This is a genomic window from Streptomyces scabichelini, assembly GCF_011045015.1.
Taxonomy (GTDB): domain Bacteria; phylum Actinomycetota; class Actinomycetes; order Streptomycetales; family Streptomycetaceae; genus Streptomyces; species Streptomyces scabichelini.
Genome location: NZ_JAAKZY010000147.1, coordinates 1 through 25,927 on the forward strand (window position 1 = coordinate 1; position 25,927 = coordinate 25,927).

The 25,927-nt window shown below is 70.3% G+C and carries 27 protein-coding genes; 12 read left to right on the plus strand and 15 right to left on the minus strand.

Annotation, left to right across the window (positions count from 1 at the left end; translation table 11 throughout):
- Both G5C60_RS34475 and G5C60_RS34480 read left to right on the plus strand, forming a co-directional pair.
- The coding region (locus G5C60_RS34475) for an SDR family oxidoreductase (protein ID WP_338146016.1) at window positions 1–946 on the plus strand (946 nt) is incomplete at its 5' end.
- A 208-nt stretch (window positions 947–1,154) separates the two neighbouring features.
- A complete protein-coding gene (locus G5C60_RS34480; RefSeq protein WP_241267295.1) occupies window positions 1,155–1,604 on the plus strand; it encodes a MarR family winged helix-turn-helix transcriptional regulator in 450 nt (149 codons plus the stop codon).
- A 42-nt stretch (window positions 1,605–1,646) separates the two neighbouring features.
- Here the strand turns inward: G5C60_RS34480 and G5C60_RS53325 are convergent, their stop codons facing one another.
- From G5C60_RS53325 to G5C60_RS34495, 4 genes are all read right to left on the minus strand, one after another.
- Window positions 1,647–1,769, minus strand: coding sequence for a hypothetical protein (locus G5C60_RS53325; protein ID WP_277611418.1), 123 nt, complete (start codon window positions 1,767–1,769; stop codon window positions 1,647–1,649).
- 175 nt (window positions 1,770–1,944) lie between these two features.
- The gene (locus G5C60_RS34485; protein WP_165265156.1) at window positions 1,945–2,412 is read right to left on the minus strand and encodes a MarR family winged helix-turn-helix transcriptional regulator; all 468 of its coding nucleotides are present in this window, start codon (window positions 2,410–2,412) and stop codon (window positions 1,945–1,947) included.
- A 94-nt stretch (window positions 2,413–2,506) separates the two neighbouring features.
- Complete coding sequence (locus tag G5C60_RS34490) at window positions 2,507–2,644, minus strand: hypothetical protein (protein WP_165265158.1); 138 nt, start codon at window positions 2,642–2,644, stop codon at window positions 2,507–2,509.
- Window positions 2,645–2,795: 151 nt separating this feature from the next.
- Entirely contained in the window at window positions 2,796–3,269 is a 474-nt protein-coding gene (locus tag G5C60_RS34495; protein ID WP_165265160.1) for a MarR family winged helix-turn-helix transcriptional regulator, read from the minus strand.
- 105 nt (window positions 3,270–3,374) lie between these two features.
- Here G5C60_RS34495 and G5C60_RS34500 point away from each other — a divergent pair, with 105 nt between their 5' ends.
- Entirely contained in the window at window positions 3,375–4,406 is a 1,032-nt protein-coding gene (locus G5C60_RS34500) for an LLM class flavin-dependent oxidoreductase (RefSeq protein WP_165265162.1), read from the plus strand.
- A 19-nt stretch (window positions 4,407–4,425) separates the two neighbouring features.
- Window positions 4,426–5,142: an NADPH-dependent F420 reductase gene (locus G5C60_RS34505; protein ID WP_165265164.1), complete on the plus strand. Its 717-nt coding sequence runs from the start codon at window positions 4,426–4,428 to the stop codon at window positions 5,140–5,142.
- A 348-nt stretch (window positions 5,143–5,490) separates the two neighbouring features.
- On the opposite strand, the gene G5C60_RS34510 is transcribed toward G5C60_RS34505, so the two are convergent.
- Window positions 5,491–6,132 (minus strand): TetR/AcrR family transcriptional regulator, encoded by a 642-nt coding sequence (locus tag G5C60_RS34510; RefSeq protein ID WP_165265166.1) that lies wholly within the window; start codon window positions 6,130–6,132, stop codon window positions 5,491–5,493.
- Window positions 6,133–6,284: 152 nt separating this feature from the next.
- Between G5C60_RS34510 and G5C60_RS34515 the strand changes: the two genes are divergently transcribed.
- The 5 genes from G5C60_RS34515 to G5C60_RS34535 all read left to right on the plus strand — a co-directional run bounded on the left by G5C60_RS34515 (window position 6,285) and on the right by G5C60_RS34535 (window position 11,402).
- Window positions 6,285–7,196 carry an SDR family oxidoreductase gene (locus tag G5C60_RS34515; RefSeq protein WP_338146018.1) on the plus strand — a complete coding sequence of 304 codons (912 nt, stop codon included), beginning with the start codon at window positions 6,285–6,287 and terminating at the stop codon, window positions 7,194–7,196.
- Between the two features lie 4 nt (window positions 7,197–7,200).
- A complete protein-coding gene (locus G5C60_RS34520; RefSeq protein ID WP_165265168.1) occupies window positions 7,201–8,340 on the plus strand; it encodes an MBL fold metallo-hydrolase in 1,140 nt (379 codons plus the stop codon).
- Complete coding sequence (locus tag G5C60_RS34525; RefSeq protein ID WP_165265170.1) at window positions 8,337–9,272, plus strand: alpha/beta fold hydrolase; 936 nt, start codon at window positions 8,337–8,339, stop codon at window positions 9,270–9,272. Before G5C60_RS34520 ends, G5C60_RS34525 begins: the two co-directional genes overlap by 4 nt.
- An 85-nt stretch (window positions 9,273–9,357) precedes the next feature.
- On the plus strand, window positions 9,358–10,269 hold the full coding sequence (locus G5C60_RS34530; protein WP_165265172.1) for a metal-dependent hydrolase: 912 nt from the start codon (window positions 9,358–9,360) through the stop codon (window positions 10,267–10,269).
- 32 nt (window positions 10,270–10,301) lie between these two features.
- Window positions 10,302–11,402, plus strand: a complete 1,101-nt coding sequence (locus G5C60_RS34535) for a PDR/VanB family oxidoreductase (protein WP_165265174.1) — start codon at window positions 10,302–10,304, stop codon at window positions 11,400–11,402.
- A gap of 202 nt (window positions 11,403–11,604) precedes the next feature.
- Here the strand turns inward: G5C60_RS34535 and G5C60_RS34540 are convergent, their stop codons facing one another.
- From G5C60_RS34540 to G5C60_RS34585, 10 genes are all read right to left on the minus strand, one after another.
- Window positions 11,605–12,756, minus strand: coding sequence for an L-dopachrome tautomerase-related protein (locus G5C60_RS34540; RefSeq protein WP_165265176.1), 1,152 nt, complete (start codon window positions 12,754–12,756; stop codon window positions 11,605–11,607).
- A gap of 202 nt (window positions 12,757–12,958) precedes the next feature.
- On the minus strand, window positions 12,959–13,477 hold the full coding sequence (locus G5C60_RS34545) for a nuclear transport factor 2 family protein (protein WP_165265178.1): 519 nt from the start codon (window positions 13,475–13,477) through the stop codon (window positions 12,959–12,961).
- A gap of 71 nt (window positions 13,478–13,548) precedes the next feature.
- Window positions 13,549–14,361 carry an oxidoreductase gene (locus G5C60_RS34550; RefSeq protein ID WP_206440342.1) on the minus strand — a complete coding sequence of 271 codons (813 nt, stop codon included), beginning with the start codon at window positions 14,359–14,361 and terminating at the stop codon, window positions 13,549–13,551.
- A 314-nt stretch (window positions 14,362–14,675) separates the two neighbouring features.
- On the minus strand, window positions 14,676–15,245 hold the full coding sequence (locus tag G5C60_RS34555; RefSeq protein WP_165265182.1) for a TetR family transcriptional regulator: 570 nt from the start codon (window positions 15,243–15,245) through the stop codon (window positions 14,676–14,678).
- Window positions 15,246–15,289: 44 nt separating this feature from the next.
- A complete protein-coding gene (locus G5C60_RS51265) occupies window positions 15,290–15,553 on the minus strand; it encodes a hypothetical protein (RefSeq protein WP_206440341.1) in 264 nt (87 codons plus the stop codon).
- A gap of 76 nt (window positions 15,554–15,629) precedes the next feature.
- Window positions 15,630–16,643, minus strand: coding sequence for a 3,4-dihydroxyphenylacetate 2,3-dioxygenase (hpaD, locus tag G5C60_RS34565; RefSeq protein ID WP_165265184.1), 1,014 nt, complete (start codon window positions 16,641–16,643; stop codon window positions 15,630–15,632).
- On the minus strand, window positions 16,640–18,127 hold the full coding sequence (hpaE, locus tag G5C60_RS34570) for a 5-carboxymethyl-2-hydroxymuconate semialdehyde dehydrogenase (protein WP_165265186.1): 1,488 nt from the start codon (window positions 18,125–18,127) through the stop codon (window positions 16,640–16,642). The genes hpaD and hpaE overlap by 4 nt, the downstream gene beginning before the upstream one ends.
- Entirely contained in the window at window positions 18,124–19,056 is a 933-nt protein-coding gene (gene dapA / locus G5C60_RS34575; protein ID WP_165265188.1) for a 4-hydroxy-tetrahydrodipicolinate synthase, read from the minus strand. The genes hpaE and dapA overlap by 4 nt, the downstream gene beginning before the upstream one ends.
- Entirely contained in the window at window positions 19,053–20,519 is a 1,467-nt protein-coding gene (locus tag G5C60_RS34580) for a fumarylacetoacetate hydrolase family protein (protein ID WP_165265190.1), read from the minus strand. The genes dapA and G5C60_RS34580 overlap by 4 nt, the downstream gene beginning before the upstream one ends.
- 10 nt (window positions 20,520–20,529) lie before the next feature.
- Complete coding sequence (locus G5C60_RS34585) at window positions 20,530–21,549, minus strand: ketopantoate reductase family protein (RefSeq protein WP_165265192.1); 1,020 nt, start codon at window positions 21,547–21,549, stop codon at window positions 20,530–20,532.
- 286 nt (window positions 21,550–21,835) lie between these two features.
- Between G5C60_RS34585 and G5C60_RS34590 the strand changes: the two genes are divergently transcribed.
- The 3 genes from G5C60_RS34590 (at window position 21,836) to G5C60_RS34600 (ending at window position 25,905) form a co-directional block, all read left to right on the plus strand.
- Window positions 21,836–23,509 (plus strand): helix-turn-helix domain-containing protein, encoded by a 1,674-nt coding sequence (locus G5C60_RS34590; protein WP_165265194.1) that lies wholly within the window; start codon window positions 21,836–21,838, stop codon window positions 23,507–23,509.
- Between the two features lie 219 nt (window positions 23,510–23,728).
- Window positions 23,729–24,508, plus strand: coding sequence for a class II aldolase/adducin family protein (locus G5C60_RS34595; RefSeq protein WP_338146019.1), 780 nt, complete (start codon window positions 23,729–23,731; stop codon window positions 24,506–24,508).
- A gap of 56 nt (window positions 24,509–24,564) precedes the next feature.
- A complete protein-coding gene (locus tag G5C60_RS34600; protein WP_165265198.1) occupies window positions 24,565–25,905 on the plus strand; it encodes an MFS transporter in 1,341 nt (446 codons plus the stop codon).
- Window positions 25,906–25,927: the final 22 nt, after the last annotated feature.

A 25,927-nucleotide genomic window follows, 5' to 3' on the forward strand; every position in this document is an offset into this window, starting at 1 on the left:
CCCCACCACCACTGACCTGATGGAAAGTGAGACCCCCATGACCACCGCCCTCCCCGTCCTCGTCGTCGGCGCGACCGGCTCCCTCGGCGGCAAGGTCGTCGACGAACTGCTGGGGCGCGGTAAGAACGTCCGCGCCCTGGTCCGGCCGACCACCGACGCCAGCAGGCTCGAAAAGCGGGGTGTCGAGATCGCCCGCGGCGACATGCTCGACCTCGACTCGCTCGTCACCGCCATGAACGGCGCCGATGCCGTCATCACCACCGCCGCCGGCTACACCCGCGGCGGCAAGAACGCGCACGACATCGACACCGTCGGCAACGCCAACCTCGCCGAGGCCGCCCACCGCACCGGCATCCGGCGATTCGTCCTGACCAGCATCCTCACCAGCGACCAGACACCCCAAGTCCCGCACTTCTGGCACAAGAAGGTCGCCGAGGACAAGCTCGAACAGCTCGGCGTCCCGTTCGTCGCACTGCGCCCGGGGGCCTTCCTCGACCAGATCGCGACCATGGCGGGCAACCCGATCGACAACGGCCGCCTGATCTGGATGGCCAAGGCCACCGTCCCGCTGACCTTCGTCCACACCTCCGACCTCGCGGCCTACCTGGCGGCAGCCGTCGACGCCGAGGCCGCCAACGGTGAGCGCGTCGACATCGGCTGGGACCGTCCGGTCAGCATGCGCGAGATGGCCGACCTGATGGGCAGCCGGGCCGGAAAGAAGATCAAGGTGTGGGCCATCCCTTCGACCGTCGTCCGCGCCGCGGGAGCCGTCGTCGGCCGCTTCATGCCCCTGGTCAAGGACATGGCCGCGATGTTCGGCTGGTTCGACACAGGCCGCTACGTCGCCGACCCCCGCCGCCAGGAGCAGCTGTTCGGCCCCGTCCCCACGGCCGAAGAGACCCTCGCCCGGTACACCGACGAGCTGGGCAAGGCACGGCACCGCTGACGGGTCCACTTCCCGGTCCCGCCGCCCGGGCAGGTTCCCGTCGATGCGTGGCGGAATCGCCATGACAGATTCATCAGCTCGAGTGTGTCCATGACGATGCGCGCCATCGTGCTGTCCGAGCCGGGCGGCGCGGACAAGCTCATCGTCAAGGGACGCAAGTCGCTCGACCGCAGCCCGGACGACGCCCTCCGCGGACGGCCCCTTGCCGCTGCCACCTTCCGTCGCGTCCGGCCACCTCAGTCACGCGATCCTCCGCGTGGCCCGCGTGCACCGGATGCTCGCCGGGCAGCTACTGCGCCGCGTCGGCCTCCACCCCAGCCAGGAACTGGTCATGATGCAGCTGTGGGACCGCGGCCCGCAGCGCCAGACCGACCTCGTCCGCCTGCTCGGCTCCGACGCCGCCACCATGACCCGCACCATTCAACGCATGGAGCACGCAGGCTTCGTACGCCGCCGCCCCTCCCCCAGCGACAAGCGGGCCACCATCGTCGAACCCACGGCCGCCAGCAACGCCCTGCGGCAAGAAGTGGAGCGTGTGTGGCTCGAACTCGAGGCCGGCACCGTCGACGACCTGACCCCCAAGGAGCAGGCCGAGGCTCTCGAGGTCCTGGGCCGGATCGAGGAGAGCCTTACACGGGCCGCGGCTCAACTCGGCTGAGGTACCGCACGATTGACCCGGAGCCGCCACGGGGATCGAGGCTCAGCGGTCCGCCGCCGCCTCGGTCCGGGACCTCGGGCCCCGCCGGGGCAGGAAGAGAGCGAGGGCCAGTCCGACGTCCATGGCGGCTGTCGCGATCAGGAAGGAGACGTGGAAGCCGTGCATGGCCGGGATCTAGACACCGCCCACGCTACGACGTCGCCCGTCACCAGCGGCCCCGTCCCGCTCCCCACGCCTGACAGTGAGGATTGGTGACGGCACCGCTCAGGGGCCCAGCTTCGACATCCAGGTCAATGCCCGGGCGCCTTCGCGACCAAGTAGCCAACGCCCGTGCAGCCGCTCAGGCGGGGTCCTCGTCCAGCTTCGTCACCACTCGGTCGGAGAGGTCGGCCAGCGTTCGCAGCTCCGCCGGGGTGACATGGTCGAGGAACAGCTCTCGCACCGCCTCCACATGCAGCGGAGCCGCCATCTCGATCGCCGCCCGACCGGCGTCGGTGATCACCACGAACGCTCCCCGCGCGTCCTCGGGGCACTCCTCGCGGATCACCAGCCCTCGTCCGGCCATCCGCGCGATGTGGTGGGACATCCGGCTCTTCTCCCACTCGAGCGTCCGGGCCAGATCCTGGTATCGCTGCCGGCCCTCTGGCACATCCGTCAGACTGACCAGCACGGCGAAATCCGCGGCCGAGAGTTTCGACTCACTCTGCAACATGCGTGACAGACGGCCCCCCAGCCGCTCATGCAACCGAACGAAGCTCCGCCAGGCGTGCTGCTCCTCCGCCGTCAACCACCGCACGTCGTCATTCATACAAGAGATTGTAAAGGAGTTGACAGGTCACCAGCTGGAGCGAAGGGCGACCCGTAAAGAGACTGATCCGCGCACGGCGTACGAGGCTCCGTGCTCAGGCCGCGTACCGCGGTGTCCATTGCGTCGCCGCGATCGCCGCGCGCAGCTCGGCCTCCGTGGCCTCGGACGCGACACCGTCCTCCGCCGCGCCCTTCGCCACGGCCAGCGCGATCTCACGGGCCGCGTCCCGCATGCCCGCAGCAGAGTCCCGGGGAGTTCGGCCTCCACAGCGGAGACGACCTCGGTTACCTCAGATATCGAAACACCGGACGAACACGTTCGCCCCTCCCCTCGTCGAGACGGGCGCTGCCGAGACTCTGACGCGACGGTCGCGCGAGGCGCGGTCAGGCATCCCGCAACGACTCCAGCCCCGTCCGCAGCGTCGTCGCGAGCTGCTCGGCCGCGGCGAGCTGGTCCCGGGTTAGGGGGCCGACGAACAGCTCGCGGACGGCGCGCAGATGGGGAAGGGATGCGCGCCGGAACGCTTCAGCGCCCTCATCCGTCAGCACCACCTCGGCACCTCGACCGTCGGTGGCGGACGAGGCGCGCCGGATGAGTCCTCGCCGTTCCATACGCCGAAGGTGATGCGAGAGACGGCTGCGCTGCCAGCCGATACGGGAGGCCAGTCGGGAGGGGCGCAGCCGACGCCCGTCAGCCTCACGGACAGCGAGGAGAACGGCGTAGTCGCCGGGCGACAGGGAGGACTCACTCTGCAGTCGTGCGGCGAGCTCCGAGCGGAGTGCCTCCGTGGTCTCGATGAAATCGCGCCAGATCCGCAGTTCCTCGGTGGTGGGCAGCACCTTGTGTCGCTCTTCCATCGCTTCACCCTCCTTTAGTTGACACATCAATTAGACCGTGTGATTATTGATGCGTCAACCACTCGGGGTCGCGGATGCAGCACCTACTCACGAAGGAACCCAGCCATGTCTGATCTCGTCTTCGGTCTGGACACGTTCGGCGATGTGCCGGAGGACGACTCCGGCACCCCGCTGTCCGACGCACGGGCCATCCGGCAGGTCGTGGACGAGGCCGTTCTCGCCGAGGAGACCGGCGTCGACGTCCTCGCCCTCGGCGAGCATCACCGCCCCGAGTTCGCGATCTCGACCCCGGAGACCGTCCTCGCCGGTATCGCCACCCGCACCGAGCGGATTCGCCTCTCCTCCGGCGTGACGGTGCTGAGTTCCGACGATCCGGTCCGGGTCTTCCAGCGCTTCTCGACCGTGGACGCGCTCTCGAACGGCCGGGCGGAGATCATCCTCGGACGCGGCTCCTTCACCGAGTCGTTCCCCCTCTTCGGCTACGACCTCGCCGACTACGACGTGCTGTTCGAGGAGAAGATCGAGCTCTTCGCCAAGCTGCTGGCGGAGAAGCCGGTCACCTGGAGCGGCACCAAGCGGGCCGCGCTCGACAACGCCGATGTCCTCCCCAAGACCGAGTCCGGGCACCTGACCACCTGGGTCGGTGTCGGCGGCTCACCCCAGTCGGTCATCCGCACCGCGCACTACGGCTTCCCGCTCATGATCGCCGTCATCGGCGGCAGCCCGGAGCGCTTCGCGCCCTACATCGACCTCTACCAACGCGCCACCGACAAGTTCGGTACGACCGCTCACCCGGTGGGCATGCACTCGCCGGGCTTCATCGCCGACACGGATGAGGAGGCCCGGGAGCTGCACTGGCCGTACTACAAGGTCATCCGTGACCGCATCGGCGCGCTGCGCGGCTGGCCGCCGGTCCGCAAGGAGGAGTACGCGGCCGAGATCGAGCACGGCTCCCTGTACATCGGCTCGCCCGAGACGGTGGCCCGCAAGATGGCCGACGCCATCAAGGCACTCGGCGTCGGCCGGTTCGACCTCATCTACACCGCCGGGGCGCAGCCGATCAGCGCCCGTCTGCGCGCCGTCGAGCTGTACGGCACGAAGGTCCTCCCGATGGTCCGCGACATCCTCGCCGGCTGACACCCCGAACGGAGCAGACATGGCCACCACCGACATAGGAACCGTCGGCATCCTGGGCGCGGGAAAGGTCGGCACCGTGCTCGCACGGCTGGCCCGTGCGGCCGGCTACCGCGTGCTCATCGCCGGCTCGGGCGACCCCGCCAGGATCGCCCTCACCGTCGAAGTCCTCACGCCCGGCGCGGTCCCGGTCACCGCGGTTCAGGCGGCGGCGAAGGCGGACGTCGTCGTCCTGGCCCTCCCCCTCGGCAAGTACCGCAGCGTTCCGGCGGAGGCGCTGGAAGGCAAGCTCGTCATCGACGCGATGAACTACTGGTGGGAGGTCGACGGCGTCCGTGCGGACCTCACCGACCCGCGCACCTCGTCGAGCGAGATCGTGCAGGAGTTCCTGTCCGGAGCGCGCGTGGTCAAGGCCTTCAATCACATGGGCTACCACGACCTCGAGGACGGGGCCCGGCCCGCCGGAGTCCGTGGCCGCAAGGCCATCGCCATCGCCGGTGACGACCGCGAGGACCTCATCACCGTCTCTCGCCTCGTCGACGACCTCGGCTTCGACCCCGTCGTCGCGGGCCCGCTGGCCTCGGGGGTACGGCTGGAGCCGGGCGCGGAGCCGTTCGGCGCCAACGTCGACGCCGAGGAACTGCGCGCGATGCTCCAGCGCTTCCCGGAGTCGGAGCGCGGACGGGCCGTCGCCGCCGCACGTGCCGCCCTTTCGGAACCGGCGCCCGAGCCGTCGTAGGCATACTCCGGGCGGATCTGGACGCGCCGCGCAAGCAGCGCCGCCCCGAAGGGGCGGGTGCGCGGACCGGCACGCGGCGGCCGCGGACCGGCACACTGTCAAGCGGATCTTCGACCGACTCCTGGACGAGCACGGAGCGGAGGCGGTGACCTATCCGATGGTGCGAGCCTATGCCGCCGACCGGCGCCCCCAGATCGCCGTCGAGTCCGGCCGCGGAGTGGTACGCGCGATGCGGCTGTCGTATGCGGGCAAGGCCGTGCACCGACGCCCAGTACGCCGGGCCGTTGAACAGGGGCCGTGGTCTTCCGTCCGGTGTAGAAAGCTCCTGAAGGGATCCGTGCCTTGTGATCAGGGCTGGTCGCTGATGGTTCGGTAGGCCGCGATGAACAGGGTGTGGCACAGGTCGATCAGTTCTTCGACGGTGGCGTTCTGGTGGCCGAGCGTCCAGTCCACGAGAAGTTCGTTCACTCCGCCGACCAGGCTCATCGCGGTCATGGTGAGCCGGCTGGAGGAGGCTTCCGGGTCAGGGAGCGGTCCGACGACGGACGCGACCAGTGCGGCGAATTCGTGCAGGACCTCACGGCGGCGCACTTCGAGGCGGGGGCTGGCGCCCACGACCTCGATGAGCACTAGGCGGGCCTTGCGGGCGTCGCCGGCCAGCGTGCGGATGAACACCTCGAGGCCGGCGCGCAGTTGGGCGTCGACATCGGGTGCGGCAGCGGCTGCGGCCTGCGCGGTTTCGGCGCTGATCGTAGCGATCAGCTCGTTGTAGACCCCGGTGAGAAGGTCTTCGCGGTCGCGGAACGACTCGTAGAAGTAGCGCTCGGTCAGTCCAGCATGCGAGCACACCTGCTTGACGGAGGTCGAGGCGTATCCGACCGTGCCGAACAAGTCGAGGCCCGCCTGGATGAGGCGGGTGCGGCGCTCCTGCTGTCGTTGCGCCGCATCACGTCCGCCGTAGCGCCGCCCGGCGGTCTGTGTGCCGGTCATTTTTCCCCTTCGCAGAGGTGTTGACACCGGTGTGCTCCGAACTGACACTCTAGCTTGTCAGTTCATCTGACATGGCATCGTGTCAGAAACGCGTGGAGGCCGCTCGCCGCTCGGCGGTCCGCTCATGCTCAGGGCAAGGAAAGGGCTCGACCGTGGCAGCACCGCCCAAATACCCGTACACGTTCAGCCGAAGAGACCGCGACAGGCTCCCCCGCACAGAACCGCTGACCGGCCGAGTGATCGCGGTCACCGGGGCGGGCCGCGGAATCGGGCGGGCCGTCGCAGCCCGGCTCGCCGCGGCCGGAGCCGCCGTGGCGATCGGCGATCTCGACGCGGAGCTTGCCGCGGAGACGGCCGGTGCCATCGGCGCGCATCCCGGTGGCCGACTGCTCGGGCTGTCTCTCGACGTCACCGACACACCTTCCTTCCAAGACTTCTTGCGCACCGTCGAGACCCAGCTGGGGCCGATCGACGTACTGATCAACAACGCCGGAATCATGTGGGTGGGCCCCTTCGAGGAGGAACCGGAAGAAGCCGCCCTGCGCCAGTTCGACGTCAACGTCCACGGCGTACTGCGTGGGATGAAACTCGTGATCCCGGGGATGCGGAAACGCGGTCGCGGCCACGTGGTGAACATCGCCTCCGCCGCCAGCAAGGTCGCCCCGGCCGGCGAGGCGACCTACGCGGCGACGAAGCACGCCATCCACGGCTACAGCACAGCCGTCCGCGCCGAACTGCGCGGCACCGGCGTGCACGTGTCCTTGGTGATGCCCGGCGTCGTGGACACCGAGCTGGCCGTGGGCACCGCGACAGGACCCACCCGACGCCTGACGACAGATCAGGTGGCCGACGCGGTGCTCGACGTCGTGCTGCGCCCGCGGTTCGAGGTCTTCGTTCCACGCCAGGTGGCCGCCCTGACCCGGTTGGCCGCGGTGCTGCCGGGCCGTGCCCGCGACGCCCTGCATCACCTCCTTGTCCCCGACCAGCTCGCCGCCCTGTCCGACCGGTCGGTCCGCGAGGCCTACGAGCAGCGCACCCGGACCGCCCGTCTGCCCGAAGGATGAGCCCGTGACCACCACGCCCAAGCCGGCGACGCCCAGCGCGAAGAAGGCCCAGGACGCCGCCGCTCCTCGTCCCATCCCCGAATTCGAAGGTGTCCACGACGTATGGCCCCGCGGTGACCGGCTGCGCGCCGTGCGCAGCGCCGCGGCCACCTACCGTGAGCGGTTCGTCCAGCAGGGCCGCATCCACGCCGTCCGCAGTTTCGACATCGCCGCCGCCCCGTACCCGACCCGGTTCGGCTTCCACGGCGCCGCGCTCGCAGTCAACCCGTTCGTGAGCATCGTCAACCGGATGCTCGTCGTGCAGTTCGACGGCTTCGACGGTGAGCCGAAAACACTGGTGTGGGAGCCGACCGTCGCCGCCGGAACGGCTCAAGCGCCGTTCTACGCCCAGCTCAAGCGGCTGGCGGGGGACTTTCTCACCGAGCACGTCTTCGCCCGCTACTACCAGGACCCGAACACCGTCCTGCCCTCCTGCGGTCTGCGCCCCGAGGACGTGGATTTCGTCAGCTTCGACCACCTGCACGTCCAGGACGTGCGCATGATCATGGGAAGTACCAGCACCATTCCCGGCGAACGGGCGCCCCGAGAAGCGCTGTTCCCGCGCGCCCGGTTGTTGGTGCACCGCAAGGAGCTGGGCACCTTCGAATCGACGCATCCGATGCAGTGGGCCTGGTACGTCGACGGAGGCATGGACGGCGTACCGGCCGAGCGCGTCACCGCCTTCGACGGCGATGTCGAACTCGGCGTCGGCGTCAGCCTGTTGTGGACCCCCGGCCATACGGACGGCAACCACTCCCTGGTGCTGAACACCCCCGACGGGGTGTGGGTCTCCTCCGAGAACGGCATCTCGGCCGACAACTGGCAGCCCGAGCTCTCCCACATCCCCGGGGTGCGCCGCCACGCCGCGTTCTACGGCCGTGAAGTGGTGCCCAACGCCAACACCCTGGAGGACTCTCTCGACCAGTACGACTCCATGGTCAAGGAGAAGACCCTCGCCGACCCCAGCCGGCGCGATCCGCGCTGGCTGCAGATCCTGCCCTCCTCGGAGCTGGCCCCCTTCAAGCGGCAGTGGCCGGTGCTGCCCAGCTTCTTCCACGGCGGTCTGAACTACGGGGAACTGACCCCTGCCGGTGGTGGCCGATGACCGGACCGGCCGCCCTGCGGCAGCGCCGGATCGCCGCGGACGGCGTGGAGTTGGCCGCCTGCCAGTGGGGAGCGTCCACGGATCCTCCGGTGGTGCTGGTCCACGGCTATCCGGATACCAGCGCCGTGTGGCGCCCGGTCGCCGAGCGCCTGGCCGACCGTTTCCACGTCACCGCCTTCGACGTGCGGGGAGCCGGTGGCTCCCACCGGCCCAGGGGGCTGCGCGCCTACCGGATGTCCCGCCTGGAAGCCGACCTGGAGGCGGTACTCGACGCCGTGAGCCCCGACCGCCCGGTGCACCTGGTCGGACACGACTGGGGATCGATCCACTCCTGGGAGTCGGTCACCGGCACCCGCCTGGCCGGGCGGATCGCCTCGTTCACCTCCATCTCCGGACCCTGCCTGGACCACGTAGGCCACCTGATCCGGGCCCGCCTCCGGCCGCGGCATCCGGACCTGCCGAAGCTGTTGCGGCAGGCCGCACGATCCTGGTACATCGCCTACTTCCATTTCCCGCTCCTGCCCGCCCTGACCTGGAGAGCACTGGGACACCGCTGGCGCGCCTTCCTCACCGGCTCCCAAGGCGTGCCCGGGCACACCCCCTACCCCGCGCCGACGCTGACCCGCGACGCCGTGTCCGGCACCGCGCTGTACCGCGCCAACATGCTGCCCCGCCTGCTGCGCCCCCGGGACCGACCGACCACCGTCCCGGTCCAACTCGTCATCCCCACCCGCGACTTCTGCGTCACCCCGGTGCTGTCGTACGGAGTGGAGCACTGGACGCGCCGGATACAACGGCGCCCGATCGACGCCGGGCACTGGGTACAGCTCAGCCACCCCGACGAGATCGCGTCCCTGATCGCGGAATTCGCCCACCGTGTCGAGGACGGCTCCCGCCGCACTCCCCCGGACCACACCGTGCACCCGATCTGACAGCCCAACAGACCGGCACTACTGGACGACGACTGCCTGACCGCCCCTTCGCACACACCGATCGCCGACGGAGGAGAAACCTGTCATGTTCCGAGCCGCACATGCCCGCCCAGAGCGTCCGTCCGAGCCCATCGACCACCACGACCTGGTGCTGCAACCCCGGGAGGTCACCTTCGACTGGAGCACCACCCCGCTGCACTGGCTGCCGGGTGAACCCTTCGCGACCCACACCTTCGACGTCCTCCACCTCATGCTCCCCGAGCTCGAACGCTGGTTCGTGCGCACCTTCGAGCAGGCCCTGCCACTGATCACCGATGACCGGCTGCGCGAGGACGTACGCGGCTTCATCGGCCAGGAAGCGATGCACGCCGAGGCGCACCAGGAAGTCCTGGAGCACCTGCTCGCCAAGGGTCTTGACCCGGCTCCGTACACCCTGCAGTCCGAATGGATCTTCCGCAGGGTGCTCGGAGACCGGCCGGAGCTGACGCCGGCCGCCACCCACGCGCACCTCCTCCAACGGCTCGCCCTCATAGCGGCCTTCGAGCACTTCACCGCGTACATGGGTCACTGGATTCTCAGCAACGGGCACCTGGACCAGGCCGGCGCGGACCCCGCGATGCTCGATCTGTTCCGCTGGCACGGCGCCGAGGAGGTCGAACACCGCTCGGTCGCGTTCGACCTGCTGGTGCACCTCGATCCCCGGTACCGGCGCCGAGTGGTCGGCATGCTCGTCACGGCCCCGGTGCTGACCCGGCTGTGGATCCGCGGAGTCCGCTTCCTGATGAGCGCCGACCCCGAACTCGACGACCGGGTCAAGGTCCGTTTCCGCGACTACCTGACCGCGGCCCGCAAGGACCTGTTGCCCCGGCCGGGCGCGTTCGCCCGCTCGGTGCTGCGCTACTTCCGTCCCGGCTACCACCCGACCCAGGAGGGCTCGACCCAGCAGGCGGTCGCCTACCTGGCGGCGTCCCCTGCTGCCCGAGCGGCTGCCCGATGACCCGGCAACCAGTGAGGCATGTGAGGCATCCCATGGATATCGGCACACCCGTCACCCGGCCGCCGGACCTGTACGGCAAACCGCGCGACGACTCCTTCATGCAGAAGCTGGCGGCTTTCAGCGACAAGGCGGTCACGGGCCTCGCGCGGCGCGGCACTCCTCCCAGGCGCCCGCCGGCCACCGGGACGCCCGTGACCCGGGAACTGGTGGTCGCCGCCAAGCACCAAGAGGCCGAGGATGTCGTCTCCTTGCGCCTGGCAGCACCCGACGGGGGAACACTCCCGCCCTGGCAGCCCGGCGCCCACATCGAACTGCACCTCCCCTCCGGCCGTAAGCGGCAGTACTCCCTGTGCGGCGACCCAGCCGACCGGTACCGGTACCGCATCGCGGTGCGCCGCATCGCCGACGGCGGAGGCGGTTCGGCCGAGGTGCACGACGCCCTCTCAGACGGTATGCGGGTCGCCATCACCGGGCCCCGGAACGCCTTCCCCTTCGCCGCCGAAGCGTTCGTCCTGCTCATCGCGGGCGGCATCGGCATCACCCCGATCCTGCCGATGGCTCGGGAAGCCGCCCGAAGGGGGCTGGACTGGAGGCTCGTGCACACCGGCCGCAGCCGCGGCTCGATGCCCTTCGCGGCAGAGCTGGCCGAACTCGCGGCCGCCGCCCCTGGCCGGGTCTCCATCCGTCCTGACGACGAGTCCGGAGTGCCCGAGGCAGCCGATCTGTTGAGCTCGATCCCGGCGGCGGGTGCGGTGTACTGCTGCGGGCCCGCACCCATGATCGACGGCGTTCGGCGCGCGTTCGGCGACAGCCGCGCGTCAGCCCTGCACTTCGAGCGCTTCGCCCCGCCCCCGATCACGGACGGCCGTCCCTTCGAACTTCAGCTCGGCGACACCGGACGGGTTCTGCCAGTGCCGTACGACCGTTCCGCCCTGGACGTTCTCCACGAGGCCCTGCCGGACCTGCCGTTCTCCTGCCGCCAGGGGTTTTGCGGCACCTGCCGGGTACGGGTGGCCCATGGCCGTGTCGATCACCGTGACCGCCGGCTCACCGCCACCGAACGTGCGGCCGGTGCCATGCTGCCCTGCGTCTCGCGTGCACCGGAAGGAGAGCGGTTGGTGCTGGAGCTGTGAGCGATGGCCGAGCGCCCGTGGAGCGCGGCCGTCGCCGCGAGGAACCTCAGCGGCAGGGTTGATACCCGTTGATACCCGACCCATGGCGCGACGCACCGCCTGGACGGTGAGACGGTCCATCTGGAACACCGGCCAGATCCAGCGCCCAGGCCGGCGCGCACGCCGAAGAGGCGGCGCCTCCGCACGGGCGCCGCCCCATTGATCACACGAGCCTGACCGGCCCGGCGTCGATCGGCAGGCGGACCAGGAGATAGGGCTTGCGGCGCAGGTCCTTGCCCTCGTGGAACGGTGACAGGCGGTTGAGCTGGTTGGCGATGGCGTACAGGTGCCGGTCCGAGGCGACGGACAGGGTGTCGACCCAGATCAGGTCCGGCCCCTGGGCGAGGGTCCGGTAGGTGCCGTTCGGGCTCCTGCGCCAGAGGGAGTTGTGTTCCAGGTCGCCGCCGTACAGTCGCCCCTTGTCGTCGCTCTCCAGGCCGTCGGCCATCGGCTTGAATCCGAGGTCCTCGACCGTCGCGGCCACCTCGGCGTCCGTGGCGTCCGGGTCGGCGAGGGCGTCGGTGGACACGCTGTGCAGCCGGCGGCTGGACAGCGGGCAGTAGTAGAGGCGCGTGCCGTCGGCGCTGAGAGCGATGCCGTCGGAACCGGTCTCGTAATGCGTGGGCTCGCCGTCCGCGGGGCGGACCATGAAGGGCTCGCCCTCGATGACCGGGAGGAAGCCGTCGTCCGGGAGCGCCGAGGGATGCCCGGCCAGTCGCCGCCAGGAACGGCCGGTGGCGAGGTCGACCACGATCACGCCGTTGGAGCCGCCCGAGTCGGTGATGAACGCCGTGCCCTCGGCGCCGCGCCGCAGGTCGAAGCGCACGTCGTTGGGGTAGCTGTCGGACGGCACCACCTCGGGCGGGAAGAGGATCTTCCGTACGATCCGGTCGGTGCGCAGGTCGACCGCCACGAGCTTGGGACCGCCGTAGGAGGAGCCGGCGAACAGCGGGCTTCCGGTGTCGAGGATCCACAGCCGGTCGGCGGGGTCAACGACGACGCTCTGCACCGACTGGAGGTGCCCGGCCAGGTCGGAGGGGTCCTGGCGGTTCACCTCTGCGTCGGGGTAGGCCACCGGCTTCCCGCCCCGCAGTTCGGCGACGCTGAAGGGGACGTCGTCGCCCCAGCGGGGGAAGTTGACGAAGACCCGGCCGCGGCGCGAGACGGTGACGCCCGTCGGCATCGCGCCCCAGAAGCGGGCAACGACCTCGTAGTTCTTGGCTGTTGAACCGGAAGCGGAGGCGGAGGCGGGTCCGGCGAGTTGGGTGGCGGCCAGCGACGCGGTGGTCGCCGTGAGGAATGTACGTCGTTTCATGCGCGCGTCTCCTGTGGGGTCAAGTTGCCGTAGGGCGCGGCGAGTTGCCGCATCACCTCGGCGCGTGGAGGGATGGCCGGACGCTGTCGTGGCCGGCGGAGGCGGCCGCCGTCGGCAGTGCTGTCTGCCGAGGACATCGCCCGCGGCTACCGCCGACTCCTGGAAGGGGAACGGGGCCGAATGCCCCGTGGACCTGGTTCTCTCAAATCCGCGGGGCTGCCGGCCGGGTCAGCGGGACCACGCGGCGGTCCCCGAAGGTGACCATCGCGTGCACGGGCGTGGCGCTGGCGCGCATGAGCGCCGCGACGCCCCGGCGGCCCTGCCGGCGGGCGAGCTCCGACCCCGCGCTGATCATCAGGGCGGTGAGGGCCGGCATCGGACGCCCGAAGAGCGTGATCTCCTTGATGCGTGCCTCCTCGTCGAGCCGCAGCAGTTGCGCCTCCTCGAAGGGCTGGGATCCCACCCGCGCCCGGTAGAACAGCGCGTACGCGTCGTCCTCGCCGGTCTGAGTGTGGTAGCGGATGTCCTCGACCGCCGTGAACGCCGAGGTCAGAAAGTCGCGCAGCTGGTCAGGTCCCTCGAAGCGGAACTGCTCGGTGAGCGGCGAGCTGAGCACGACGTCCCGGCTCAGGCACGCGACCGCGGCGTCGACGTCACCGCGTTCCCCGGCGGCGCGCCAGCTCGCGACGGTAGCGGCGGCGGAGTGCAGGGTTTTGGACATGGGTCTCTCCCGGTATCAACGGCGCGATGGGGTTTGCGAATGGCACGTGGCGGCGGGGCGGGTGGCGGGTGTCAGCCGGCCAGCTTGTTCATCTTGCGGATCTGCTTGTCCAAGACCCAGGCAGGAACGAAGCGGAGGAGGCGCGCGCGTCCGGCCATGGGGCCGGCGGCGTAGCGCAGTTTCGGCTTCGCGTCGGTCGCTGCCGTGACGATCGCCTTGGCGACCACGGCGGGGTCGTCGCCGGCCTTGATCGCCTCCGCCATCAGGCGGTCGAAGACGCGCCGCTGACCCGCGTAGGTCTGCAGGGGCGTGTCGGGCTTCGCGCTGTTGGCCTCGAATCCGGTGTTGGTGTAGGCGGGTTCGACGAGAACCGCCCGGACGCCGTGCTCACGGACCTCGTGGTCCAGGGACTCGGTGTAGCCCTCGACCGCGTGCTTGGACGCGCCGTAGACGGCCATGTAGGGAGCGGGGATGAACCCCTGTACGGACGAGAGGTTGATGATGCGCCCGCGTCCCTGGGCGCGCATGTGCGGCAGGACCTCCTTCACCATGCGCATGACCCCGAAGACGTTGATGTCGAAGACGCCCTGGGCCTGCGCGAGGGAGGTTTCCTCGGCCGCGCCTATCGAGCCGATGCCGGCGTTGTTGACCAGGACGTCGATCCGCCCGAACCGCTCGATCACCTGCTGCACCACGGTGGTGACCGACTTGTCGCTGACCACGTCGAGGTCGAGGAACGTCACACCGTGGAGCGGGGTGACGCGCGAGGTGTCGCGGCCCGTGCCGGCCACCTCGAAACCCGCTGCGACCAGCGCGAGCGCGGCTTCCTTGCCGATTCCGGAGGACGCGCCTGTCACGAGGGCCACCGGTCGATTTGTCGTCATCATGCACTCCCGAACTCATCCGGGAAACCGATCGGTTTCCTCTTGTCCTCACTGTAAACCGATCGGTTTCCAATGCACAAGCTCAAACAGGGAACTGATTCCGGGCACGCGTCGCCGGCTGCCTTCAGGTCGAGCCGACCGGCGTCCGCCGGCACGGCGGCATGGGCCGGATGAGCAGGCAGGAGAGACGCGAGAGCGTCATCGCCGCGCTGCGATCGCCGAGTTCGCACTCTTCGCACTCTTCGCACTCTTCGCACTCAAGGGCTACCTCGGAGAGCACATCAGTCACCGAATCTGCCCGGAAAGGCGATGCGTCAGCGCATGCCTGCCGCATCGAGCAGGGGGGCCACGGTGGGTGCGATGAGTCCGGTCAGGTTGTCGGCGCCGATCCCCGCGCGGGCGCCGGCGCCGTCGAAGACCAGGATCAGCTGCCGGGCCAGCAGGTCGGGATCGCTCGCGCCACCCCGTTCGGCCTCGGCACGGAAGAAGGCCGTCAGCCCTCCCTTGATCCGGTGTGCCACGCGGCTCGCAGGGTGACTCCGGTCCTTCAGCTCGACCTGCACTGCCAGGTACCGGCAGCCTTGGAACTCGGGCATACCCGCCTGCAGTTCCACCCGCTCGAAGACGTACAGGATCCGCTCACGGGGTGAACGGTCGTCGTCCGCCGGGGGCAGGGCCCTCGCCACGTAGGCGGAGGCGCGTTCCTCCAGGCTCGCAGCGATCAGTTCGTCCTTGCTCTCGAACAGCTGGTACATGGAGCGCTTGGACACCCCCGCCGCCTTGCACAGCGCCTCGACGCCGATGCCGACACCGTCCCGGTAGGTGAGCGTGGCCGCCGCGTCCAGCAGCCGCTCCCGGGGACTTTGCTTCGCCTTGGTGGTCACACTGCGAGGTTAACTCGATTCCAACAGAATGAAAACCGATCGGTTTACGCAGGTTTGCCGGACAGTCCGCCGTCGCCATCCAGGTCGACGTCAGCGACCCCCGCCCGGACGCGGAAGGTGATCGACCAGGCCTCGCGGCACCTTCCCGAGGGCGGCCGGATCGTGCTGACCTCGCCCCAGTGAGCGCCCGCAAGGCGATACCGCGCCACACCCTCTACGCGGACGGACATGTCCCCCTCGGCCGCCTCGCCCACCCGGAGGAGATCGCCGCCGCGGGCGCCTTCCTCGTCTCCGAAGAGGCCGGTCACACCCGAACCGGCCGCATGAGCCCTGGGCTCGTGCGGCCGACCGTTGCGTCGGCGGCGACCGAGGCGTCGGCCCGTGTCAGCCGAGGCCGTCGGCTCCCACGGTCACGGCGGATTCGTCGAGGAGGGCGTCGGTGACGGGGTGCGGACGGCCGTGGAGGTCGAGGACCGGGGTGGCCTCCTTGTACCAGGACTCGATGACCGCGTTGCCCCAGAAGTCGCGGCGGCGGTCGTCGTGCACGTTCCAGCGGTACGTCTCGTGGTCGGGATCCCCGGTGTAGTAGTCGGAGGTGTAGATCTCCACGCGGTGGCCGTCGGGGTCGCGCAGGTAGACGTAGAAGGCGTTGGAGACGCCGTGCCGTCCCGGGCCGCGTTCGATGTGGTGTTCCTTGCGCAGGGAGCCGAACAGGTCGGCGCAGCGCAGCACTTGATGGGACTCGTGGGTGGCCAGGCCCAGGTGGTGCAGGCGGGGTCCTGCGCCGCCGGTGAAGGCGACGTCGTGGACGGTCTGCTTGCGGTACATCCAGGCCGCGTACAGCTCGTGCTCGTCGCCCTCGATGGTCTCCGAGCAGCCGAAGCCGAGGGACCGGTAGTGGGCGTAGGCGGCGGGGATGTCGGGGGTGCAGATGTTGAAGTGGTCCAGGCGGGCGATCTCGGCGCCGCGTCGGAGGTCGTAGCGCTGGATGAGGCGTTCGGCGCGGTCGATCTCGTAGAAGAACTCGACGGGAAAACCGAGCGGGTCGATGACACGGACGGCGTCGCCGATGCCCGGGGTGCCCTCGCCCCTGCCCATGCGCCGGATCGGGCGGCCGAGTTCGGTGAAGAACTTCTCCGCTTTGTCGACGTCCTCGGGGGTGCGTACGCGGTAGGCGATGTGGTCCAAGGCGGCGAGGTCGCCCTGGCGCAGGACCAGGGAATGATGGGTGAGCTCGTCGGTGCCGCGCAGGCAGAGGGTGTCGGTGTCCTCGTACTGGATGTGGAATCCAAGCATCTCCACCCAGAACCAGCGGGCCGCGGCGAGATCGGTGACGGCGAGCTGGGCGTAGGCGGAACGGACGACATCCGGTGCGTTGACGACATCCGATGCGTTCATGAGGCGGCTCCGAAGCGGGGGGTGTGCACCTCGCCGAGGGCGACGTGGACGATCTTCGATTCGGTGTAGAAGTCGATGGAGTGGGCGCCGCCCTCGCGGCCCACACCCGACGCCTTGACCCCGCCGAAAGGCGTGCGCAGGTCCCGGACGTTGTGGGAGTTGATCCAGACCATGCCGGATTCGACGGCGTGCGCGATGCGGTGACCGCGCTTGAGGTTCGACGTCCAGAGGTAGGCGGCCAGGCCGTAGGGCGTGGCGTTGGCCAGCTCGATCGCCTCGGCCTCGTCGTCGAAGGGCGCGACGGCGACCACCGGTCCGAAGATCTCCTCCTGGAAGATACGGGCGTCGCGCTCGACGTCGGCGAAGACGGTGGGCTGGAGGTAGTTGCCCTCCTCGAGGTGCTCGGGGCGGGTTCCGCCGGCGACCAGCCGGGCTTCCTTCCTGCCGATCTCGACGTAGTTGAGCACGCGGGCGTAGTGCTCCGGGTGGACGAGCGCTCCCACCTCGGTGGCCGGGTCGGACGGCGGGCCCACACGCACGCGTGCGGCCCGCTCGCCCAGACGGCGGGTGAACTCCTCGTACAGCGGCCGCTCAACGAGCACCCGTGAACCGGCCGTGCAGCGCTCGCCGTTGAGCGAGAACACCCCGAAGACGACCGAGTCCAGTGCGGCCTCGAGGTCGGCGTCGGCGAAGACGACGGCGGGAGACTTGCCGCCCAGCTCCATCGACACCGTCTTGAGGTGCTGGGCGGAGGAACGGATGATGTGGCGGCCGGTGTCGGTGGAGCCGGTGAAGGAGATCAGCGGCACGTCCGGGTGGTCCACGAGCGCCTGCCCGGCCTCCTCGCCGACGCCGTGCACGATGTTCACCACTCCGGCGGGTACCCCGGCCTCCGCGAAGATCTCCGGCCAGAGCGACGCGGACAGCGGGGTCCACTCGGCGGGCTTGAGCACCAGGGTGCAGCCGGACGCCAGCGCGGGTGCCAGCTTCCAGCTCTCCAGCATGAACGGGGTGTTCCACGGCGTGATCAGCCCGGCCACCCCGACCGGGCTGCGGACGACGTAGCTGAACTGGTCGTCCCCCTGCCGGAACGCCTCCTCGCCGAGGGCGACGATGACGTCCGCGAAGTAACGGAAGTTCTCCGCCGCCCGGCGGGCCTGGCCGCGCGCCTGGGTGATGGGCAGCCCGGTGTCGTACGTCTCGAAGGCCGCGAGCCGGTCATGGCGGGCCTCCACCGCGTCGGCGATGCGGTACAGGGTGTTCGCGCGCTCGCGGCTGGAGACGCCCGACCAAGCCGGAAAAGCGGCACGGGCGGCGTCCACCGCCCGATCGACGTCGGCTGCCGAACCGCGTGCGGCCTGGGCGTACGCCGTGTTGGAGACCGGGTCGGCGACATCGAACGTGCGGCTGTCGGCCGCGTCCACGAGCTCGCCGCCGATCCAGTGCCGGATCAGGGAGGGCAGTCCGTCGATGACGAAAGTCACTTGGTGGCTCCGATCTGCTGGGTGAGGTCGCCGCCCTCGGCGAGCAGCGCGCGGATCCTCGTCAGGCCCGTGTCGGTCGGACCGGTCAGCGGCGGGCGGACGTACGGCGAGGAGATGCGGCCCTGCTCGGCGAGCACCCACTTGACGGGCGCCGGGTTGGTCTCGACGAACAGCAGGTCGACCAGCGGGTGGAGGCGGTAGTGCAGGTCGCGGGCGGCGTCGAACTCGCCCGCCTCCCACAGCTCGTACATCCGCGCCACCGCGGTCGGCGCCAGATTGGCGACGGCGGAGACGAATCCGGCTCCGCCGAGCGCGAGCAGCGGCAGGCACAGCAGCTCGATCCCGGACCACACCAGCAGTGACCGTCCGCAGGCGTGCAGCACCCGCGAGAAGTGCTCGAAGTCCTTCGTCGTCTCCTTCACCCCGACGAAGTTGTCGAAGCCGGAGAACAGCCGCTTGACCGTCTCCGGCGCGATGTCGACGGCCGTGCGCGAGGGCACGTTGTAGGCGACGATCGGCAGGTCGGGGAACTCCCGGGCCACCGTCGCGTACCACTGGTAGAGGGCCTCCTGGGTGGGCCGTGCGTAGTACGGCGTGATGACCAGCGCCGCGTCCGCGCCCAACTCCCTTGCGGCGGCGGTGATTTCGAGGGTCTCGTCGAGCTTGTGGGAGCCGGTGCCGGGCAGGAACGGCACCCGGTCGCCGATCTCCTCGACCGCCGTACGCATCCCCGCGATCCGCTCGGCCGCGCTCTGCGCGCTGGGCTCTCCGGTGGAGCCGCCCAGCGAGATGCCGTGCGAACCCGACTCCAGCTGGAAGCGGATCAGCGCCCGCAGGCCGTCGTGGTCGATGGCGCCGTCCGCGGTGAACGGCGTGATGACGGGGGCGATGGACCCGCGGATGGTGGACGGGTCGCTGCGGAACTTCACGCCTGCTCTCCCTCGTTCGTGCTCTTGGCTTCGTTCGTGCTCTTGGCGCACCAGGTGCGGTACTGCTCACGCCACGTCGGCCCGAGCGGGTACAGGCCGTCGACGCTCGCCCCGGCCCGTACTTGTTCGGTGATAAACCGCTCCTGCCGCTCCTGCTCCCGGCAGTCGGCGATCAGCTCCCCGGCCAGGTCGGGCGGTACGACGAGCACGCCGTCGTCGTCGCCCACGATCAGGTCGCCGGGCTGGACGAGCGCCCCGCCGCAGGCGATGGGCACCCCCGTGTCCCACGGGACGTGGCGGCGGCCGAGTACCGACGGGTGGGCTCCGCCGTGGAACACCGGCAGTCCGAGGTCGGCGACGGCCGCGCTGTCCCGCAGCCCTCCGTCGGTGACGACCCCGGCCGCGCCGCGCTGCTGGGTGCGCAGGGCGAGGATGTCGCCGAGGGTGCCGGCGCTGGTGTCGCGCCGGGCGTCCATCACCAGAACGTGTCCCGGCTGCAGCTCCTCGATCGCCCGTTTCTGGGCGTTCATGCCGGTGCCGTACTTCTCGAACAGGTCCTCGCGCAGGGGCAGATAGCGCAGGGTGTGGGCGACGCCCACCATGCGGGTGCCGGCGGTCGCCGGGTGAACGCCGTCGATGGACATGTGCGGCAGGCCGCGCCTGCGCAACTGTGCGCTGATCGTCGCCACGGCCGACGACCGCAGACCGTCGGCGATGCGTTGGTCCAGCAGGGGACGGGGCACGTACGCGGCCCCGTACGCGGCCTCCTGCTCGGCACGGTCCGTCCTGGGCTGTGCGCCCCACGGCTCCAGGTCGTGCTCGGCTTCGGCGATCGGGCTGCGCAGCACTCCGGTGCTCAACCGGCCGTCGCCGACCTCCACTTCGACCACGTCTCCGGGCGCGACCACCGAGGCGCCGGCCGGGGTGCCGGTGAGGATCACGTCTCCCGGCTCCAGGGTGACCAGCCGCGACAGGTCCGCGATCAGTTCCCCGAACGGGAAGAGCAAGGTGTCGGTCGTGTCGTCCTGGACCAGCTCGCCATTGACCCAGGTACGCAACCGCAGTGCGCCGGGGTCGAGTTCGGCGGCGTCCAGCAGCCGGGGCCCGAGCGGGGTGAAGCCGTCGGCTCCCTTGGAACGGAGGTTGGAGCCCCGGTCGGCGTGGCGCAGGTCGTACACGCCCGCGTCGTTGGCGGCCGTCACCCAGCGCACATGCCGCCAGCCGTCCTCCGGGCGGACCCGGCCGGCCCGCGAACCGACGACGAGGGCGATCTCGCCCTCGTAGCCGAGGAGTTCGCAGCCGCGCGGCCGGACGATCGCCTCCTGGGTGCCGGCCAGCGAGGACGGTGGTTTGAGGAAGTACGACGGGTGGGCGGGGATCCGTCCACGCTCCTTGGCCCGGCTGCGGAAGTTGAGGTGGACGGCGATGATCTTCGATGGGGTGGTCCCCAAGGGGTGTGGCACCGGGGCTCCTTCACCTGGTGGGCGTCTCGCCGCCGTGGCGGACGCGTTCGCGGAGGGCGAGCAGTGCGTGCACCGCGTCGAGCGAAGGGGACGGGACGCCGGTGCGGCGCGCCAGTTCACGGACCGCGCCGACGATGGCGTCGAGCTCCAGGGGCCTGCCCCGGTCCGCGTCCTGCAGCATGGAGGTGCGGAACGCGCCGAGTCGGCGGGCGATGGCGAGCCGCTCGTCGGCGGTCATGGACGTCTCGATGCCCAGCGCGGTGCCGACGGCCGCCGTCTCGTCGAACATGGCGGCGCAGAGCCGTCGTACGGCCGGGTCGTCGAGGATCTCCAGGACGGTGGCGCCGGTCAGCGCGCTGACGGGGTTGAGGTTGACGTTGCCCAGGAGCTTCTCCCAGACGGACCGGCGGATGTCGGCGTCGGGTTCCGGGCTGAGGGGGCCCGCGGACAGGGCTGTGACGCACCGAGTGACACGGTCGGAGATGCCACCGGCCGGCTCTCCGATGATCAGTCCGGCGCCGCTGACGTGTGTCACCCTGCCCGGCCCGTCCACGGCACTGCTGAAGTGCGCCACGCCGGACATCACCCGCTCCGCGGGCAGCAGGCGAAGCAACTCCCCTGCCGGGTCGACCGATCGCAGGACCGGCTCGCCCCCGGTGCTCTTGACGGTGGACGGCAGCCACCAGGGCACTCCGTTGGCCACGACGAGCACCTCCACGCCGCGGTCGATCCACGAGCAGATGCTCCGGGCCGCCGAGGGGAGCTGCCCGCTCTTGACGCAGACGACGGCCAGGTCGGGGACGGGAAGCCCGGTGGTGTCGTGCGCCGTGAGGAACCGGTGGTGGACCTCAGCTCCCGTCTGCGCACTGTGCAGAGCGAGGCCCTGCGCGGCGATCGCGTCGAGGTGAGGGCCTTTCCTGCCGAGCAGGGAGACCTCGGCACCCGACGCGGCGAACGCTGCGGCGAGGGTCGCGCCGACGGCGCCCGGTCCCACGATGGTGATGCGCTGTGCCGCCGCGTGCTGTCCCATGGCCGTCGCGCCTCCTCCTGAAGAGCCGGGGGTGTATCCCTCGGGTGTGTCCGTAGGCCTGAGGTCTGGGGCGGTCTGGGGCCTGAGGTTCCTACGCGGCGGGTGGCCGCTGTGGCCGTCCGCCCGTGTGACCTCGGCCCGTGTGACCGTCGGCAGCGAGCATGCGCCGTGGCCGCGGCCCGGGACAATGTCGGCACCTACACTCAGAGTCCCCGTGCACTGTAGAGATCGACATGCCTCGACCGGCACTGCAGACATCGGCACTCGTCGTAACGGAAGGCGCCACATGACCGCGATGCCTCTCGCACACCTGGCACAAGCCCTGCAGGACGGCGTGATCAGCGTGCTGACCGAAGGAGACGGCGACGAACCGCGCGTCAGCGGCGTCGAGTTGCTGGACTGCCCCGAGGCGATCCGGGCCGCCCCGCCCGGGCAGCTCCTGCTCGGTGTCGGCCTGGACGCCGCGGACCGCGGCGCGGTGGACGCCGCCCTGCGCACGGCAGCGCGCAGCTCGGCCGCCCTCGCGGTCAAATGCGCCACTCCCCCGCCACCGGATCTGGCCGCGCAGGTCCGCGAGAGCGGGGTCCCCGTCCTGGCCGTCAACCCCGAGGTGCCGTGGACCCGCGTCCAGCGGCTGGTGACGACCATGCTGGCCGCGCGCGCGGCGGACAGCGAACCCGGCGGCGGGCTGGTGGGCGGTGACCTGTTCTCCCTGGCCAACGCGGTGGCGGGGATCGTCGGAGGCGCTGTTGCGATCATGGATACGCAGCAGGTCGTGGTCGCCTACTCCAACCTGCCCGACCAGCCCATCGACGAGACCCGGCGGCGCGGGATCCTGGGCAGGCGCGTCCCCGAGGACGCGCTCGCCGACCACCTGGACCGGGAGGTGTGGGTCAGCGACACGGTCGTACCCCGGTACCGGCCCGGGGATCTGCCGCGCATGGCCGTGGTCGTCAGGGCGGGCGCGGACGTGCTCGGTTCGCTGTGGGTCGCCTTCCCCGACGAGGCGGCGGTCACCGACTGCGGGGCCACGCTGCAGGAGGCGGCCCGCGTCGCGGCGCTGCACATGCTGGCGTTGCGCCGCCAACTCGATGCGGAGCAGGAACGTCACGACCGCGCCCTGCGCGCGGCATTGGACGGGCAGGCATTGGACGGGCAGGCATTGGACGGGCAGGCATTGAAGGCGCAAGCCTTGAAGGGGCAGCAGCGGGACGACGGCGTTCGCCTGCCTGCCGTGCTCGTCGGGCTGGCCGAGGTCGCACAGGAGCGGGAGAGCGGCCGGCCCGCCGACCCGGGCGGCGAAGGCGAAGCACGGCGTCGCGCCGCGCTGACCCGGATGCTGGACCTGGCCGTCCTCGACGGCCGCTCGCTCGGACATGAGCCGGCGGCGGCCCTGCTCGGCGACCGTCTCTATGTGCTGCTGCCTGCGGCCGGTCCCGGCTCCGTGTCCGCCGACGTCCTGCTGGAGCACCTCCTGGACCGGGCCGGACACAGTCTGCACCGGTCGTTCACCGCGGTCCGCTCGCCGGTCGTCACCACACCGTCCGCGCTGCTCGTCGCCCGCCGCGATGTCGACACCGCGCTCGACCATCTCCATGAGCGCCGCGCGGTCCCCGGCGCCCACCGCACGGACGACCTGCGGCCGGAGCTGGTGCTGAGGCGGCTCCTCGACGCCGTACGGGGCGACGCGGACCTGCGTACCGGCCTCGCGGAACGCCTGCGGGCGCACGACACCGAGCACGCCACCGAATACTGCGCCACGCTGCTGACGTATCTGCGGCACTTCGGCGATGTCGCGGCGGCCAGTGCCGACCTGCACATCCACCAGAACACGCTGCGACTGCGGCTGCGCAGGGCCGAGCAGCTCTTCGGGGTGTCGCTGGCCGACCCCACGCGCCGTCTTCTGCTGACGCTCGAACTGGCCGCTCTCGACGAGTCGTTCGCGGTGCGGCACCAGTGATCGGCTCCCTGCCGACCGGCTGTGCCTCTCGTCGCGCAGTCGTCGCGCAGTCGTTGAGCAGTCGCTGAGCAGTCGTGCTGGCGGATCACACACCGGCCCCGTCCATTCAATGTCGATCTCGACATTGGCCCGGGACTCGTCCTGCGCCCATGCTCCTCAAACACCGGCGGGCCCCCACCCCGTACGGCGATGCCGATGGAGCACTCAAGGAGCAAGGCAGTGACGGTTCTCGACACCCCGACGAGTACGGCGAAGCCGGCGCACATGAGCGACGCGGAATGGCGGGCGCGGCTCGAACTGGCCGCGTGCTACCGGGTCTTCGATCACCTCGGCTGGGTCGAGATGATCTTCAACCACATCACCGTGCGGGTGCCCGGTGAGGACGGGCACCTGCTGATCAACCCGTTCGGCCTGACGTACGACGAGGTGACCGCCTCGAATCTGGTGAAGATCGACTTCGACGGAAACATCCTGTCGGACTCCGACTGGCCCATCAACGAGGCGGGGCTGCTGATCCACTCGGTGATCCACGCCAACCGGCCCGACGCGCACTGCATCATGCACACCCACACCACCGCGGGCACCGGAGTCGCCTGTCTGCGCGGTGGACTGGACCCGGACAACTTCTACTCCGCCCAGCTGCACGACATGGTCGCCTACCACGACTTCGAGGGCATCACCGTCGCCCCCGAGGAGAAGCCGCGGCTGGTGGCCGACCTCGGCGACCGCACCCTCATGATCCTGCGCAACCACGGCCTGCTCGCGCTGGGGCCGACCCTGCCCGCCGCGTTCGCCGCCCTGTGGACGCTGCAACGGGCCTGCGAGATCCAGCTGGCCGCCCAGTCGTCGGGACAACCGCTGATGCCGGTGAGCGAGGAGGCGGCGGTGCGCTCGACGCGGGAGTCCTTCCAGCTGGGCGACCGCACGGAGGCGGGCCGGACACTGTTCGACGCGCTGCGCCGCAGGATCGACCGCATCGCCCCCGACTACGCGGTCTGACACCAGTCCTCGTTCTCCCCCGGGTCAAGGACGACCCGACGACGATCGGACCCACCATGTCCCAGCCCCACCCCTCCCCCGCATCCGGCAGGCAGCACCGCACGGTCGCGCTCGCCGCCATGGCCGGCACCACCATCGAGTGGTACGACTTCTTCATCTACGCCCTGTGCACCGGCCTGGTCTTCAACAGCCAGTTCTTCGACGGTCTTGGCGAGGACTCCCTGGTGATCTCCTTCGCGACCATCGGGATCAGCTTCTTCTTCCGCCCGGTCGGAGCCGCACTCGCCGGGCACCTCGGGGACCGGCTCGGTCGCCGCGCGATGCTCATCGCCACCCTGCTGCTCATGGGCGTCTCCACGACGCTGATCGGCCTCGTACCGTCGTCCAACGCCATCGGGGCGAGCGCCCCGGTGATCCTGGTCCTCCTGCGGATCCTGCAAGGGCTGTCCGCCGGTGGCGAGTGGGGCGGCGCGGCGCTGATCTCCGTGGAACACGCGCCGACCGGACAGCGCGGCCGGTTCGGGGCCTACCCCCAACTCGGTGCGCCGCTGGGCCTGCTCCTCGCCAACGGAGCCCTTGCCGCCGTCACCGGCCTCACCACGGACGAGCAGTTCCTCTCCTGGGGCTGGCGCATCCCCTTCCTGCTCAGCGTCGTCCTCATCGCCGCCGGATTCGTCATCCGCCGCAAGGTGGAGGAGAGCCCCGTATACGAGGAGCTGAAGCGGTCCGGCAACCGCTCGCGCGCCCCGATCGCCGCACTGCTGCGGCACCACTGGCCGCTCGTCGTCGCCGGAGCGCTGCTCTTCGCCGCCAACAACGCCGTCGGCTACATGACCACCGGCGGCTACGTCCAGAGCTACGCCGTGAACCACCTGGACATGGACCCCACCCAGATCCTGATCGGCGTGATGGCCGCCGCCGTGGGCTGGCTGGCCAGCACCATGGCCGGGGGCGTGCTGTCGGACCGGATCGGCCGCCTGCGCGTCTACCGCATCGGTTTCCTCATCCAACTCGCCTGGATTTTCCCGTTCTTCGCCCTGCTCAACACGGCGAACATCGCACCCGTCGTCGTGGCGCTCCTGCTCTACAGCGTCGGCCTCGGACTCACCTACGGACCCCAGGCCGCCCTCTTCACGGAGCTCCTTCCCGCCGCCGTCCGCTACAGCGGTGCGGCCCTGGCGTACGCCATAGGGGCCGTCCTCGGCGGTGCCTTCGCCCCCATGATCGCCGAAGCGCTCGAGTCCAGCACCCACACCGTGTACTCCGTCGCCGTCTATCTGACGGCGGTCACGGTGGTCGGGCTCGCGGTCACCTTCGTCCTCCGCGACCGCAGGGACGTTCCGCTCAGCGAGGCCGAGAGCAGCGAGCGGGACAGGAACACGGCGCTGACGGCCTGAGAACCACCTGTCTCTTATACAT

Coding starts and splice junctions, on each gene's coding strand:
- G5C60_RS34505 (WP_165265164.1), top strand. CDS start 4,426: ATGGCCACCACCGACATAGGAACCGTCGGCATCCTGGGCGCGGGAAAG.
- G5C60_RS34530 (WP_165265172.1), top strand. CDS start 9,358: ATGTTCCGAGCCGCACATGCCCGCCCAGAGCGTCCGTCCGAGCCCATC.
- G5C60_RS34545 (WP_165265178.1), bottom strand. CDS start 13,477: ATGTCCAAAACCCTGCACTCCGCCGCCGCTACCGTCGCGAGCTGGCGC.
- G5C60_RS34490 (WP_165265158.1), bottom strand. CDS start 2,644: ATGCGGGACGCGGCCCGTGAGATCGCGCTGGCCGTGGCGAAGGGCGCG.
- G5C60_RS34600 (WP_165265198.1), top strand. CDS start 24,565: ATGTCCCAGCCCCACCCCTCCCCCGCATCCGGCAGGCAGCACCGCACG.
- G5C60_RS34585 (WP_165265192.1), bottom strand. CDS start 21,549: ATGGGACAGCACGCGGCGGCACAGCGCATCACCATCGTGGGACCGGGC.
- G5C60_RS34535 (WP_165265174.1), top strand. CDS start 10,302: ATGGATATCGGCACACCCGTCACCCGGCCGCCGGACCTGTACGGCAAA.
- G5C60_RS34510 (WP_165265166.1), bottom strand. CDS start 6,132: ATGACCGGCACACAGACCGCCGGGCGGCGCTACGGCGGACGTGATGCG.
- G5C60_RS34525 (WP_165265170.1), top strand. CDS start 8,337: ATGACCGGACCGGCCGCCCTGCGGCAGCGCCGGATCGCCGCGGACGGC.
- G5C60_RS34540 (WP_165265176.1), bottom strand. CDS start 12,756: ATGAAACGACGTACATTCCTCACGGCGACCACCGCGTCGCTGGCCGCC.
- hpaD (WP_165265184.1), bottom strand. CDS start 16,643: ATGAACGCATCGGATGTCGTCAACGCACCGGATGTCGTCCGTTCCGCC.
- G5C60_RS34485 (WP_165265156.1), bottom strand. CDS start 2,412: ATGAATGACGACGTGCGGTGGTTGACGGCGGAGGAGCAGCACGCCTGG.
- G5C60_RS34590 (WP_165265194.1), top strand. CDS start 21,836: ATGACCGCGATGCCTCTCGCACACCTGGCACAAGCCCTGCAGGACGGC.
- G5C60_RS34495 (WP_165265160.1), bottom strand. CDS start 3,269: ATGGAAGAGCGACACAAGGTGCTGCCCACCACCGAGGAACTGCGGATC.
- G5C60_RS34500 (WP_165265162.1), top strand. CDS start 3,375: ATGTCTGATCTCGTCTTCGGTCTGGACACGTTCGGCGATGTGCCGGAG.
- G5C60_RS53325 (WP_277611418.1), bottom strand. CDS start 1,769: ATGCACGGCTTCCACGTCTCCTTCCTGATCGCGACAGCCGCCATGGAC.
- G5C60_RS34550 (WP_206440342.1), bottom strand. CDS start 14,361: ATGACGACAAATCGACCGGTGGCCCTCGTGACAGGCGCGTCCTCCGGA.